Source organism: Streptomyces sp. WM6378, from assembly GCF_001279695.1.
In the GTDB taxonomy this organism is placed as follows: domain Bacteria; phylum Actinomycetota; class Actinomycetes; order Streptomycetales; family Streptomycetaceae; genus Streptomyces.
Genome location: NZ_LGDD01000036.1, coordinates 61101 through 74462, shown reverse-complemented (window position 1 = coordinate 74462; position 13362 = coordinate 61101). Strand labels below are relative to the sequence as shown.

At 71.7% G+C, this 13362-nt stretch carries 14 protein-coding genes; 12 read left to right on the top strand and 2 right to left on the bottom strand.

The features are described from left to right. Positions 1–9 precede the first annotated feature (9 nt). From ribD to ADK54_RS06010, 10 genes are all read left to right on the top strand, one after another. Positions 10–1098 (top strand): bifunctional diaminohydroxyphosphoribosylaminopyrimidine deaminase/5-amino-6-(5-phosphoribosylamino)uracil reductase RibD, encoded by a 1089-nt coding sequence (gene ribD / locus ADK54_RS06055; RefSeq protein ID WP_053724476.1) that lies wholly within the window; start codon positions 10–12, stop codon positions 1096–1098. A 2-nt stretch (positions 1099–1100) separates the two neighbouring features. Further along, on the top strand, positions 1101–1709 hold the full coding sequence (locus ADK54_RS06050) for a riboflavin synthase (RefSeq protein WP_053724475.1): 609 nt from the start codon (positions 1101–1103) through the stop codon (positions 1707–1709). A 5-nt stretch (positions 1710–1714) separates the two neighbouring features. Further along, complete coding sequence (gene pnuC, locus ADK54_RS06045; protein ID WP_053724526.1) at positions 1715–2359, top strand: nicotinamide riboside transporter PnuC; 645 nt, start codon at positions 1715–1717, stop codon at positions 2357–2359. Next, on the top strand, positions 2356–3654 hold the full coding sequence (locus ADK54_RS06040) for a bifunctional 3,4-dihydroxy-2-butanone-4-phosphate synthase/GTP cyclohydrolase II (protein ID WP_053724474.1): 1299 nt from the start codon (positions 2356–2358) through the stop codon (positions 3652–3654). Before pnuC ends, ADK54_RS06040 begins: the two co-directional genes overlap by 4 nt. A 36-nt stretch (positions 3655–3690) precedes the next feature. Continuing rightward, entirely contained in the window at positions 3691–4176 is a 486-nt protein-coding gene (ribH, locus tag ADK54_RS06035; RefSeq protein ID WP_053724473.1) for a 6,7-dimethyl-8-ribityllumazine synthase, read from the top strand. Positions 4177–4210: 34 nt separating this feature from the next. Beyond that, a complete protein-coding gene (locus tag ADK54_RS06030) occupies positions 4211–4492 on the top strand; it encodes a phosphoribosyl-ATP diphosphatase (protein WP_053724472.1) in 282 nt (93 codons plus the stop codon). Between the two features lie 47 nt (positions 4493–4539). Then, the gene (gene hisG, locus ADK54_RS06025; protein WP_053724471.1) at positions 4540–5388 is read left to right on the top strand and encodes an ATP phosphoribosyltransferase; all 849 of its coding nucleotides are present in this window, start codon (positions 4540–4542) and stop codon (positions 5386–5388) included. A 53-nt stretch (positions 5389–5441) separates the two neighbouring features. Then, positions 5442–5921 (top strand): PH domain-containing protein, encoded by a 480-nt coding sequence (locus ADK54_RS06020; RefSeq protein WP_053724470.1) that lies wholly within the window; start codon positions 5442–5444, stop codon positions 5919–5921. 183 nt (positions 5922–6104) lie between these two features. Beyond that, positions 6105–7442, top strand: coding sequence for a hemolysin family protein (locus ADK54_RS06015; protein WP_053724469.1), 1338 nt, complete (start codon positions 6105–6107; stop codon positions 7440–7442). Beyond that, positions 7439–8533, top strand: coding sequence for a hemolysin family protein (locus tag ADK54_RS06010; RefSeq protein ID WP_053724468.1), 1095 nt, complete (start codon positions 7439–7441; stop codon positions 8531–8533). The genes ADK54_RS06015 and ADK54_RS06010 overlap by 4 nt, the downstream gene beginning before the upstream one ends. On the opposite strand, the gene ADK54_RS06005 is transcribed toward ADK54_RS06010, so the two are convergent. After that, the gene (locus tag ADK54_RS06005) at positions 8534–10429 is read right to left on the bottom strand and encodes an AAA family ATPase (protein ID WP_053724467.1); all 1896 of its coding nucleotides are present in this window, start codon (positions 10427–10429) and stop codon (positions 8534–8536) included. A 334-nt stretch (positions 10430–10763) separates the two neighbouring features. Continuing rightward, positions 10764–11414: a uridine kinase family protein gene (locus ADK54_RS06000; protein ID WP_078966154.1), complete on the bottom strand. Its 651-nt coding sequence runs from the start codon at positions 11412–11414 to the stop codon at positions 10764–10766. Between the two features lie 273 nt (positions 11415–11687). On the opposite strand from ADK54_RS06000, the gene ADK54_RS05995 reads away from it, so the two are divergent. Both ADK54_RS05995 and ADK54_RS44675 read left to right on the top strand, forming a co-directional pair. Then, on the top strand, positions 11688–13052 hold the full coding sequence (locus ADK54_RS05995) for a peptidase C39 family protein (protein ID WP_053724466.1): 1365 nt from the start codon (positions 11688–11690) through the stop codon (positions 13050–13052). A gap of 119 nt (positions 13053–13171) precedes the next feature. After that, positions 13172–13336, top strand: a complete 165-nt coding sequence (locus ADK54_RS44675; protein ID WP_107090466.1) for an SCO1431 family membrane protein — start codon at positions 13172–13174, stop codon at positions 13334–13336. Positions 13337–13362: the final 26 nt, after the last annotated feature.

Below are 13362 nucleotides of genomic sequence, written 5' to 3'. Positions count from 1 at the left end.
GAGGACCCGGTGGCCACCGCAGCCGACGCAGACGCCATGCGCCGAGCCATTGAGCTCGCCGCGCGCGGACTCGGCTCCACCAGCCCCAACCCGGTCGTCGGGTGCGTCATCACCGATGCCCGCGGCACGGTCGTCGGCGAGGGCTTCCACCAGCGGGCCGGCGGCCCGCACGCCGAGGTCCACGCCCTCGAAGCCGCAGGCGAGCGTGCCCGTGGCGGCACCGCGTACGTCAGCCTCGAACCCTGCAACCACACCGGCCGCACCGGCCCCTGTGCCCAGGCGCTCATCGCGGCCGGCGTCACCCGCGTCTTCTACGCGGTCGGCGATCCAAACCCCCAGGCCACCGGCGGCGCCGACACCCTGCGCGCGGCCGGCGTCCGGGCCGAGCAGGGCCTCCTCGCGGACGAGGCCGAGGCCGTCAACACCGCCTGGCTCACCTCCGTACGGCTCGGCCGCCCGCACGTCACCTGGAAGTACGCGGCGACCCTCGACGGCCGGACCGCCGCCGAGGACGGCACCAGCCGCTGGATCACCTCCGCCGAGGCCCGCGCCGACGTCCACCGGCTGCGCGCCGAGTGCGACGCCGTGGTCGTGGGCTCCGGCACCGCCCGCACCGACGACCCGCACCTCGCGGTCCGCGGCATCGACGGCTCAACTCAGCCCCTGCGCGTGGCAGTCGACACCAACGCCACCGCCGTCAAGCCCGGCGCCCGCATCCTCGACGACGCCGCGCCCACCCTGATCGCGGTCGCCGAGGACGCCGACGCGGCCCACCTGCCCCAAGCGGCGGTCCTGCGCATGCCGCGCGCCGCCACCGGTCTTGACATCCCGGCACTGCTCGCCGCCCTCCACGCGCGCGGCGTGCGCTCCGTACTCCTCGAAGGCGGCCCGACCCTGGCCGGGGCCTTCGTCGCCGCGGGCGCCGTCGACAGGGTCGTCGGCTACCTCGCACCCGCCCTGCTCGGCGCCGGGCCCACCGCGCTCGCCGGAGCAGGAATCTCCACCATCACCGAGGCGTTGCGGCTCGACATCACCGAGACCGTGCGCATCGGCCCCGATCTGCGCATCACCGCCACCCCTCTCGCCAAGGAGCGCTGAACGTGTTCACCGGAATCGTCGAAGAGCTGGGCGAAGTCACCGCCATCGAGAACCTCGGTGACGCCTCCCGCTTCCGCCTGCGCGGCCCCGTCGTCACCGAGGGCGCCGCACACGGCGACTCGATCGCCGTCAACGGCGTGTGTCTGACCGTCGTGGAGTTCGGCGACGGCGAGTTCACCGCCGACGTGATGGACGAGACGCTGAAGCGCTCCAGCCTCGGCGCCCTGGACGTCGGCTCCCGGGTCAACCTGGAGCGGCCCATGGCCGTCGGCGGCCGCCTCGGCGGGCACATCGTCCAGGGCCACGTCGACGGCACCGGCACGGTGCTCTCACGCACCCCCTCGGAGAACTGGGAGATCGTCAAGATCGCCCTTCCCGGTGACCTCTCCAAGTACGTCGTGGAGAAGGGCTCCATCACCGTGGACGGCGTCAGCCTCACGGTCGTTGAGGCCGCCGCCGACTACTTCACCATCAGTCTCATCCCGACCACCCTCGCGCTGACCACGCTCGGCATCAAACAGCCCGGCGACCCGGTCAACCTGGAGGTCGACGTCATCGCCAAGTACGTCGAGCGGCTGCTCGGCGCGAGCCACGGGGGGAACGAGAAGTGAGCGCGGTGAACTGGCTGAACGGCGAGGCCTTCACGGTCCTCGGGCAGCACATCAAGTGGTCGGACATGATCGGCAACACGATCGGTCTGGCAGCCCTCGCGCTCGGCTGGCGCCGGTCCATATGGACCTGGCCCGCCCAGTTCGTGTCGGGCCTCATCCTGTTCGTGGCCTTCGCCGCCGGACACCTCTCCGGCAGCGCGGGCAAGCAGGTCGTCGTGATGGTCGTGGCCGCGGGCGGCTGGCTCGCCTGGAGCCGGGGCCGGCAGCAGGCGCAGGACGGCTCCATCGCCGTACGGTTCGCCACCTGGCGCGAGCGGGCCTTCCTGCTCGGCGGCGCCGCCCTCGGCACGGTCGCCGTAGCGGCCCTGTTCACCGCCTACCCGGCCCTCTCGTGGGACCCGTGGCCCGACGCCTACGTCTTCGTCGGCACCATCGTCGCGATGTTCGCCCAGGCCCGCGGCATGGTCGAGTTCTGGTTCGCCTGGCTGCTCGTCGACGTCGTCGGCGTCCCCCTCAACTTCGCCAACGGATACGCCTTCTCCGGCTTCGTCTACGTCATATACGGCGCGCTCGTCCTGTGGGGCATGCGCGACTGGTGGCTGCGCTCGCGCACGAGCGTCAAGCCCGTCCTGGAAGGAGCGACGGCATGACCACGCACGCACCCACCTGGTACTCCACCGACAACCGAGAGGACCTCTCCCTCGACCCCGTCGAGCAGGCCATCCGCGACATCGCGGCCGGCCGGCCCGTGGTCGTCGTCGACGACGAGGACCGCGAGAACGAGGGCGACCTCGTCGTCGCCGCCGAGAAGGCCACGCCCGAGATCGTCGCGTTCATGATGAGCGAGTGCCGCGGCCTGATCTGCGCGCCCATGGAGGGCGAGGACCTCGACCGGCTCGACCTGCCGCAGATGGTCGACCACAACACCGAGTCGATGAAGACCGCCTTCACCGTCTCCGTCGACGCGAGCGCCGAGCACGGCGTGAGCACCGGCATCTCCGCCGCCGACCGCGCCACCACGCTGCGCCTGCTCGCCGACGGCCGCTCCGCCTCCGGCGACTTCGTACGCCCCGGCCACATCTTCCCGCTGCGCGCCAAGCCCGGCGGCGTGCTGGTGCGCAACGGCCACACCGAGGCCGCGGTCGACCTCGCCCGGCTCGCCGGGCTCGCCCCGGCCGGCGCCATCGTCGAGATCGCGGGCGAGGACGGCGTCATGCTGCGCCTCCCGGAGCTCGTACCGTTCGCCCGCAAGCACGGCCTGACGATCATCTCCATCGAGGACCTGATCGCCTACCGGCGCTCCGCCGAGCCGACCGTGCGCCGCGAGGCCGAGGTCCAACTCCCCACTGCCGCAGGTGAGTTCACCGCGTACGGCTACCGCTCCACCGTCGACGGCGTCGAGCACGTCGCCCTGGTCCACGGCGACATCGGCGACGGCGAGGACGTCCTGGTCCGGGTCCACTCCGAGTGCCTGACCGGCGACATCTTCTCCTCGCTGCGCTGCGACTGCGGCCCCCAGCTCCAGGCCTCCATGGAACGCATCACCGAGGCCGGCCGCGGCGTCGTGGTCTACCTGCGCGGCCACGAGGGCCGCGGCATCGGCCTCCTTTCCAAGCTGCGCGCGTACGAACTCCAGGAGCGCGGCCGCGACACGCTCGACGCCAACCTGGAGCTGGGCCTGCCCGCCGACGCCCGCGACTACGCGGCCGGCGCCCAGATCCTCGCCGATCTCGGCGTGCGCAGCCTGCGGCTCATGACCAACAACCCCGACAAGATCACCGCGCTGGTACGGCACGGCCTGAAGGTGTCGGGGCGCGAGCCCATGCCCGTCCAGGCGGGCGAGCACAACCTGAGCTACCTGCGCACCAAGCGGGACCGCATGGGGCACGACCTTCCGTGGCTGGACGCGGCATCGACGCCGATGTCCGCCTGCGGCAACCAGTAACCCAGTAAGCACACCGGAAACACCTGAGGAGAGCACGTGAGTGGCAAGGGCGCACCCGAACTGTCCGTACGCAACTGCGGGGACCTCCGTGTCGCCGTGGTCGCGGCACAGTGGCACGAGAAGGTGATGGACGGACTCGTCGACGGCGCCCTGCGCGCCCTGCACGAACTCGGCATCGACGAGCCGACGCTGCTGCGCGTCCCCGGCAGCTTCGAACTGCCCGTCGTGGCGAAGGTCCTGGCAGGTCGCGGCTACGATGCCGTCGTCGCACTTGGCGTAGTCATCAGGGGCGGTACCCCGCACTTCGAGTACGTGTGCCAGGGTGTCACCAACGGCCTCACCCAGGTCAGTGTCGACACCGGCGTACCCATCGGGTTCGGCGTGCTGACCTGTGACACCGAGGAGCAGGCCCTGGACCGGGCCGGCCTCGAAGGGTCGAACGAGGACAAGGGTCATGAAGCGGTCACCGCCGCCGTGGCCACCGCCGCCACGCTGCGCACGGTCAGCGAACCCTGGCGCTGAGCGACCGGGCCCACCCTCTACTCTAAGAAGCATCATGGCGAACAAACCCTCCAAGAGTTTCGAAGAGCTCTTCACCGAGCTCCAGCTCAAGGCCGCCAACGGCGACCCCTCCACCTCCCGCACCGCCGAGCTGGTGGACCAGGGCGTGCATGCCATCGGCAAGAAGGTCGTCGAGGAGGCCGCCGAAGTCTGGATGGCCGCCGAGTACGAGGGCAAGGAAGCCGCCGCCGAGGAGATCTCGCAGTTGCTGTACCACGTCCAGGTGATGATGGTCGCGCGCGGGATCTCCCTCGACGACGTCTACGCCCACCTCTGAGCCCGCCCGCATTCCACACCACCCCGCACAAGAAGGAAGCTGACCTCATGCTGCGCATCGCCGTTCCCAACAAGGGTTCACTGTCCGGACCTGCGTCGGCGATGCTCCATGAGGCCGGCTACCAGATGCGCAAGGAGTCGAAGGAGCTCGTCCTCGTCGACCCCGTCAACGAGGTCGAGTTCTTCTACCTGCGCCCCAAGGACATCGCGATCTACGTGTCCGCGGGCAAGCTCGACATCGGCATCACCGGCCAGGACCTCCTGGTCGACTCCGGCGCCAACGCCGAGGCGATCCTGCCGCTTGGCTTCGCCCGCTCCACCTTCCGCTACGCCACCAAGCCCGGCACCGCGAGCGGCATCGCCGACTTCGGCGGCATGACGATCGCCACCTCCTACGAGGGCATCGTCGCCAAGCACCTCGCGGACAACGGGGTCGACGCCTCCGTCGTCCACCTGGACGGCGCCGTCGAGACCGCCATCGAGCTGGGCGTCGCCCAGGTCATCGCGGACGTCGTCGAGACCGGCACCTCGCTGCGCAACGCGGGCCTCGAAGTCATCGGCGAGCCGATCATGAAGTCGGAGGCGGTCGTCATCCGCCGCACCGGCGCCGACGCGGACGACCCCAAGGTGCAGCAGTTCCTGCGCCGCCTCCAGGGCGTCCTGGTCGCCCGCAGCTACGTGATGATGGACTACGACTGCCGCGCCGAGCACCTGGAGCGGGCCGTGGCGCTCACGCCGGGCCTGGAGTCGCCGACGATCTCCCCGCTGCACAACGAGGGCTGGGTCGCCGTCCGCTCGATGGTCCCCGCCAAGGACTCCCAGCGGGTCATGGACGACCTGTACGAGCTGGGCGCCCGCGCGATCCTCACCACGGCCATCCACGCCTGCCGCCTCTGACCGGCCGGCCGAAGACAGCGCCGAAGAAGACAGCGACGAAAGCGAACGACACCGTGTCCGCCCCCGCGCCCCACACTCCTGCCCTGCCGGTCACCTTCAGGCCGACCCGCACCCGGGCCGTCCTGCTGACCAGCGCGGCCGCCATGTTCGTCGCCATGACGGTGATGTCGCTGCTCCTGGAGACCCTGAGCGGGGGCGAGCGGGGCAGCTTCATCCTGATGGCGGCACTGTTCGCCGGGGTCCTCGTGCTGCTCAGCCGGCCCAAGGTCGTCGCCGACGACACGGGCGTCACCGTCGTCAACCTCACCGCGAGGCGCCGCCTCGCCTGGGCGGAGATCCTCCGGGTGAACCTGCGCCCCGGCGACCCCTGGGTCTTCCTCGACCTCAGCGACGGCACCAGCCTGCCCGTGCTCGGCATCCAGCCCGGCATCGGCAAGGCGCGGGCCATCCGCGACGCCAAGGCGCTGCGCGCGCTCGCCGAAACCCACGGCACGGGTGCCGATTCACCCGGTGCGACGCGCGACAACGGCTGAGCCCCCTGCCCCACCTGGCAGCATCTTGATTACCCTGATGTCGGCGGCGCCGAGTGCGCCCCGCCCCGCACACGGGCCAGCGTCATCGGCCGCGGGGCACCAGCGACCCGAGGAGTGACTCCCTCCAGCAATGGACGGATCGTCCGGTAGTACCTGCGCCGCCCCCTCCCAGGAGGCGGCGGCATGACCATCACGCTTGTGCTGCTCTTCGCGGCATTCCTTCTGATCCTCGCCAACGGCTTCTTCGTGGCGGCCGAGTTCGGCCTGGTCACCGTCGACCGGCCGGACGCCGAGCGCGCCGCCGCCGACGGCGACCGCAGGGCCAACGCCGTGGTGCGCGCCCTGCGCGAGCTGTCCTTCCAGCTCTCCGGCACCCAGCTCGGCATCACCATCACCTCGCTGGTCGTGGGCATGCTCGCCGAGCCCGCGCTCGCCGACCTGCTCGACGGGCCGATCGGTGCCACCGGGCTTCCGGCGGGCGCCGTCTCCGGCATCAGCGTCGTCCTCGGCATGCTGCTCGCCGCCGCCGTGCAAATGGTGATCGGCGAGCTCGTCCCGAAGAACTGGGCGGTCTCCAAGCCGCTCCAGGTGGCCCGCTTCGTGGCCGGACCGCAGGACCGCTTCTCGCGGCTCTTCCGCCCGGTCATCGCCCTGCTCAACACGGTCGCCAACCGCCTGGTGCGGGCGCTCGGCGTGGAGCCCGCCGATGAGCTGGCCTCCGCCCGCACGCCCGGCGAACTGGTCTCCCTGGTCAAGCACTCGGCGCGGGCCGGAGCCCTGGAACAGGACACCGCCGACCTCTTCGTGCGGACCCTCTCGCTCGGCCACCTCACGGCCGAGAACGTGATGACCCCGCGCGTCAAGGTCAGCGCCCTGCAGACCACGGCCACCGCCGCCGACGTCCTCAACCTCACCCGGGCCACGGGCCTGTCCCGCTTCCCGGTCTACCGGGAGCGGATCGACGAGGTCGTCGGCATGGTCCACCTCAAGGACGCGCTCGCCGTCCGGCCGCCGGAGCGGCTGCGCACCGCGGTCGGCCTGATCGCCGTGCCGCCGCTGCTCGTGCCTCAGACGCTGCCCGTGCAGCAGCTCCTGGAGCGGCTGCGCAGCGAACAGCCGATAGCCGTCGTCGTCGACGAGTACGGGGGCACGGCCGGCGTGGTCACCCTTGAGGACATCATCGAGGAGCTCGTCGGCGAGGTCCGCGACGAGCACGACGGCGCGGACGCCGCCCGGCCCGAACTCGCCGTGGTGGCGGGCGAGGACGGCCGGCCCGCCTGGGAGGCCGACGGCAGCTGCCGCGTCCTCTCGCTCGGCCGGATAGGCCTCGAAGCCCCCGAGGGCCCGTACGAGACCGTCGCGGGACTGGTCGCCGACCTGCTCGGCCGGATCCCGGTCCCCGGCGACCGGGTCGAGCTGCCCGGCTGGCGGATCCAGGTCCGCCGGGTCGAGCGGTACCGCGCCGAGCGGGTCCGCTTCGTGCGGTCGGCCGACGCGCCGGCCCTGGAGGCGGCCCGATGAGCCTGCTCCAGCTTCTCTTCGCGCTGCTGCTCGTGCTGGCCAACGGCTTCTTCGTCGGCGCCGAGTTCGCGCTCGTCTCCGTACGCCGCAGCCAGATCGAACCGCTGGCCGCGGCCTCCGCGCGGGCCCGCCAGGTGCTGCACGGCCTGGAGAACCTGCCCCAGATGATGGCCGCCGCCCAATTCGGCATCACCATCTGCTCGTTGACGCTCGGCGCGGTCGCCGAGCCGACCGTGGCGCGGCTCCTGGAGCCCGTCTTCCAGGCGGCCCGGATCCCCGAGGGCCTCGTCCACCCGCTCGGCTATGTCATCGCGCTCGCCGTGGTGGTCTCGCTCCACCTCGTCATCGGCGAGATGGTCCCGAAGAACCTGGCGATGGCGGCACCGGAGAAGACCGCGCTCTGGTTCAGCCCGGGCCTGGTCGCCTTCGCCCGGGTCTGCAAGCCGGTGACGATCGCGCTCGGGGCCTGCGCGCGGCTCATCCTGAAGCTGTTCCGGGTCGAGCCGAAGGACGAGGTGGAGGCCGTCTTCACCAGCGTCCAGCTCGGCCGCCTCGTCGAGGACTCCGGCCAGGCCGGGCTCCTGGAACCCGAGGCGCAGGAACGCCTGGAGGACGCCCTTGAGCTGGGCAGCCGCCCGGTGACGGACGTCCTGCTCGACCGGGCGTCCCTGGTCACGGTCGGCTGCTCGGTGACCCCGAGGGAGCTGGAGGAGCTGACGGTACGCACCGGATTCTCCCGCTTCCCGGTGTGCGCGGAGGGCGGCGCCTTCATGGGCTTCCTCCATGTCAAGGACGTGCTCGACGTGGAGGACCGGGAGCGCGCGGTGCCGCAGCAGCTGTGGCGGCCGCTCGCCACCCTGCGGGCCGAACTGCCCCTGGACGACGCCCTCACCGTGATGCGCCGCGCGGCGACCCACCTCGCCCAGGTCGCCGACGGCTCCGGCCGGGTGCTCGGCCTGGTCGCCATGGAGGACGTCCTCGAAAAGCTGGTGGGCGAGGTCCGCGACCCCGCCCACCGCGAGGAGCCCACCCCGCTGGCCCGGCTGGCCGAGCCCCGCGGCGAACAGGCCCAGCAGGCGCTGGCCGGATAGCTAGAGGGGATCCTGCGGGTCGCGGCGAGCGGGGCCGCGACCCGACAGGACCTCCCCGTACGCCTGCATCAGATCGGGCAGGCGCAGGGTGGACAGGTCGTCCCGGGTCGGAAGCGTCGGGTACATCGACAGCCTCAGGTCCCGGTAGGCGCAGCTCTTCTCGTACAGGGTGCGCAGGAAGCGGCCGTTGCCGAGCTCGTCGATCCAGCCCTGGTCGACGACGTGCCCGCTGATCGAGCGCAGCTCCTCAAGTGCCTCCTCGTCCCAGGCGTCCCCGTTCTCACCGGCGAGCACCTCGCCGATCGAGGTGAGTTCGAGGGGGCGGTAGGAGGGGAAGTCGACGCGGGTGGTGAACCGCGAGGACAGCCCCGGATTGGTGGCGAGCAGCCGGTCCATGCCCTCGGGGTAGCCGGCGAGGATCACCACCAGGTGGTCGCGGTTGTCCTCGGCGCGCTTGAGCAGCACCTGGAGCGCCTCGTCGCCGTACGCGTCGCCCTTGCTGTAGCCGGAGTTGGAGAGCGAGTACGCCTCGTCGACGAAGAGCACGCCGCCCAGTGCCGAGTCGATCAGCTCGTTGGCCTTGACGGCGGTCTGGCCGAGGAACTCGCCGACCAGGTCCGCTCGTTGGGCCTCCACGAGGTGGTCGCCGCCGAGCAGTCCGAGCGCGTAGAAGACCCGGCCCAGGATGCGCGCTACGGTGGTCTTGCCGGTTCCGCTGGGGCCGGAGAAGACAAAGTGACGTTTCGGCGGCTGGACCGGCAGGCCCTGACTGGCCCTGAGCCGCGCCATGTTGAGCTGCGCGGACAGCGCCTTGACCTGACGCTTGACCGGTTCGAGCCCCACCATCCGCTCCAGCTCGGCGAGGGCTTCGGCCAGCAACACGGGATCGGTGGGCCCGGACGGGAACGGCGGGGGGCCGGCCTGCGCCGGAATGCCCGGCTTGTGTCGTACGCCGTCGCGCGCGGCCTCCGGGGGACCGGCCAGGGGTGCCTGCGGCTCGCCGCCGAGCCGGAGCTCGCGGCCCTCGGGCTGATCCGCGCCGAGGGCGGCCTCGGCCTCCGCCTCCACGGTGTCGCCGAAGCCGGACAGGGCGACCGCGGCCAGGTCGGGGGAGTCCTCCGAGCCGTCGAACCCGTCGTTCTCGGTGATCGCGGTGAGCCGCGCCGAGGTGTCCATGAACGCCGGGTCGACCCGGTGCACCGCCCGGTACAGCGGGAGGGCCGCGGCGGAGCGGCCGGTGCCCTCGTGGGCGCGGGCCAGCCAGTAGCGCAGTTCCTTGCGCTGGGGCTGTTCGCTGCGACAGCGCATCAGGGCGGCCGAGAGCAGTGGCTCGGCCTGGCCGAACATCTCCAGGCGGACCCGGGCCATCCCGCCGAACAGGCCCGCCTCGATGCCGAGCAGCGGATCGTCGACCAACGGCTCGGTGTGGCACACCAGTTGCTCCCAGTCCTTGACCAGGTAGGCGCGGCAGGCGTGCAGGAAGCGCACCTGTGGATCGGTGTCGACGGGGGGAAGCCCGGCCAACGCCCGGTCCAGCTCGGGGACATGGCGCCCGTCGAGCCAGTGCGAGGCGTGGGCGAGCAGCAGGTCACGGGGGCTCTCCAGGACCGGCTGGACCCACCAGCCGAGCCAGTACCAGGAGTTGAGCGTCCTTCGGTGTCCTGCCCGCTGTTCGCCGAAGCGTTCGCGATGCCGGTACATGCGAAGCAGCGCGGTCGTCGTGTCCACGCGCAGCGCGTGCAGCCCGAGCCAGCCGTCCGCCATCGAGGGATCGAGCCGCACCGCCGTGCGGAACTCCTCCTCGGCCTGCGGATACGCGCCCATGGTGTACGCATCCACACCGCGCAGCCAGGCGAGATCGGCCGGGGCGTGTGCGCCCGTAGTGCCGAAGTCCATCACGTCCCCCACCACCGTGCCCCGTGCTGAACCGCCCATTCACACAACGGAATTGACGGGAGTTGACCGCACCGATGTGCATCGTACCTGCGGGAAGGCCCGCTGCCGAAGGGGGCGCGGGGGGAGCATCGGTGGTGACGCAGGGTGAGTGAAATGCCCTGCGTGACGGCCCGGTTGAGGGGCGAGGGGCAGAACGAAGCCCCCGATCACGGGGGAACAACCGGGGGCTTCGCGTCCGCGGCGGCTTCGGAAAGCCGCACATTGAGAACGTAAGACCTGTATGGCCCCTGGGTCAAGCGGAGTTGAGGCACTCGGGGGGCTGTTTTGCGACTGTTCAGTCCGGTGGGGCGAGGTCGTCACTGTGGGTGAGGAAACGATCCGCGCGAGGTGCCGAATCGGGCCCCGGGAGCCACTCGTACCCCTCCTGCACCTGGCGTACCAAGGTGTCGGCGAAGGGTCTCGACGGGTCCTCGGCGAAATGGCGCATCTCCGCCGCCGTCCAGTCGTCCCAGAAAGCGGAGAGTCCGATTCCGTCGCGGCGCCGGCCCCGCTCCCAGGAGGATTCCGCGGCCAGCTCCATCCATACGAGCAGGGCGAGCGAGGGCCGCAGCGCCCGGCGTCCGGCCCCGACGCCCTCGATCAGCACCACGGGCGCGGGCTCCAGGGCGCGCGCGGCCCCGAAGCGCCGCAGGTGCCAGTCGTACGGGTCGTACCTCGCGGCCTCGCCGCGCGCGAACGGGTCGAGCACCTGGCGGCCGAACCGGTCCGTCCAGCCGAAGAACTCCTCGTGCGTGGCCAGATCGTCCAGGTGCAGCACCGGCGCCCCGCCCAGCGCCTCGGCGAGCCGGGCCGCGAACGTGGACTTGCCGGAGCCCGCGTGCCCGTCCACTCCGACCAGCCGTACCGGCCCGCACGACGGCAGCAACTCCCTTACCAGGGCGGCCAGTTCGGCCACGGCGGTGCCGGGGCGCGGTGTGCTGTTCATGCGTCCTGCCTGGTGGTCCGGGGGCCTGCGACTGATGTCCCCCGGGGCGGGAGTTCCGACCGTACCCGGTGCGCGGGGTGAGGTGCCCGATGCCGGCGCCGCCACGGCCGGTTCTCCGGGCCTCGGCTCCCGCCCAGGTCACGCAAGTGGTCGAGACCAATATTGGGAGCGGGACGCATGCCGAATCACTGGCCGAAGGACCTCGGACCCGGGATAGTTGGCCCGCTGTCGTGCACTCGCCGTCCCATCCGCAACCGACCGGGGGTCCTCACCGTGACCAGCCCAACCTCGCGCAGAACCGTCCTCGCCGCGGCCGTCGCCGCCGCGGTCGGTGCCGTCGTGACCGCCTCCTCGGGGCCCGCGGCCGCGTCCGGCGGCGTGCCTCGGCCCAAGCAGGGCCAGCAGCTCGTGGACGATCAGGCCTGGACCTCGCACGCCCAGTGGTGCTCGGGCACCGGGCACGGCGTGCGCGTCGAAGGGGGCCGCCGCCCCGGCATCGTCATCGACCGGCCCGCCGGAACCACCTCCTACACCGACCCGCACACCAACAGGACCGCCACCTGGGAGTACGCGACCTGGACCTCCCCGGTCCACCGCTCCGGCGTCCCCGCCACCGAGGCCGTCGCCCACTGGAACGCGGACGCCCCGGCCGGCACCTGGCTCCAGGTCGAGCTGCTCGGCACCTACACGGACGGGTCCGCCACACCCGCGTACGTCATGGGTCGCTGGACGGCGGGCGACGGCGACATGGACATCCGGCGCACCTCCCTCGACGGCCAGGGCGACGGCAAGAGCTCGATCTCGACGGACACCTTCGCGATCGACACCCCCGCCACCGGCCTGCGGCTCGCCTCCTACCAGCTGCGGATCACCCTCTTCCGCCTCCCGGGCAGCCGGCTCACGCCGACCGTGTGGCGGCTCGGCGCGATGGCCTCCGACATCCCGGACCGGTTCACGGTCGACGCATCGACCCCCGGCTTCGCGGGCGAGCTGGAGGTGCCGAGCTACTCGCAGGAGATCCACAAGGGCCAGTACCCGCAGTACGACAACGGCGGCGAGGCCTGGTGCAGCCCCACCTCCTCGCAGATGATCATCGAGCACTGGGGGCGGAAGCCGAACCCTGCGGACCTCGCCTGGGTCGACCCGTCCTACACCGACCCGCAGGTGTGCCAGGCCGCCCGGCGGACCTACGACTACCAGTACGCGGGCTGCGGCAACTGGCCCTTCAACGCCGCGTACGCCGCCACGTACCGGGACATGAGCTCCGTCGTGACCCGGCTGGGGTCGCTGAACGACGTGGAGACGCTGGTCCGCGCGGGCATCCCGGCCATAACGTCCCAGTCCTTCCTGGCCACCGAGCTGACCGGCGCGGGGTACGGCACCGCGGGGCACCTGATGACGGTGACCGGCTTCACCGCCGACGGCGACGTGATCGCCCACGATCCGGCGGCTCCCGACGACGCGGCCGTGCGCCGCGTCTACAAGCGGCGGGAGTTCGAGAACATCTGGCTGCGGACCAAGCGGTACAACGCGAGCGGGAAAGTGGTCTCCGGCACAGGAGGCGTCTGCTACCTCTACTGGCCCGCGTACCCGACGGCCAGGCAGGCCAAGGCGCTCGCGGCAGTCGGCATCCGCTGAGCGGACCGCCGGCACCCCGGGGCAGTGACGAACGTCTCTACCCCGGGGGCCCGCTCCGATGGCACCGTGGAACGGTCACCGGGGGGACCGTGCACCACCACACGACCGAGTGAGTCGCCATGACCCTGCCTGCCACGACCGTCGACGACCCCCGCGCCCTGGCCGAGCTCCGCGCCCGCACCGGCGGCCCCAAGGACACCGGCCCCAAGATCCTGGAGCACGTCCTGGGCTGGACGCTCGTGGTGGTCATCGCGATGCTGGTGACGCAGACGGGTCTGCTGTAACCATCTGCTCTCACTCATAATCCGCT

What these genes read in the sequence shown, in the direction of transcription:
- ADK54_RS06015 (WP_053724469.1), top strand. Translation starts at nt 6,105, where the DNA reads ATGACCATCACGCTTGTGCTGCTCTTCGCGGCATTCCTTCTGATCCTC.
- ADK54_RS06040 (WP_053724474.1), top strand. Translation starts at nt 2,356, where the DNA reads ATGACCACGCACGCACCCACCTGGTACTCCACCGACAACCGAGAGGAC.
- ADK54_RS06010 (WP_053724468.1), top strand. Translation starts at nt 7,439, where the DNA reads ATGAGCCTGCTCCAGCTTCTCTTCGCGCTGCTGCTCGTGCTGGCCAAC.
- ADK54_RS06000 (WP_078966154.1), bottom strand. Translation starts at nt 11,414, where the DNA reads ATGAACAGCACACCGCGCCCCGGCACCGCCGTGGCCGAACTGGCCGCC.
- ADK54_RS06005 (WP_053724467.1), bottom strand. Translation starts at nt 10,429, where the DNA reads ATGGACTTCGGCACTACGGGCGCACACGCCCCGGCCGATCTCGCCTGG.
- ADK54_RS44675 (WP_107090466.1), top strand. Translation starts at nt 13,172, where the DNA reads ATGACCCTGCCTGCCACGACCGTCGACGACCCCCGCGCCCTGGCCGAG.
- hisG (WP_053724471.1), top strand. Translation starts at nt 4,540, where the DNA reads ATGCTGCGCATCGCCGTTCCCAACAAGGGTTCACTGTCCGGACCTGCG.
- ADK54_RS06030 (WP_053724472.1), top strand. Translation starts at nt 4,211, where the DNA reads ATGGCGAACAAACCCTCCAAGAGTTTCGAAGAGCTCTTCACCGAGCTC.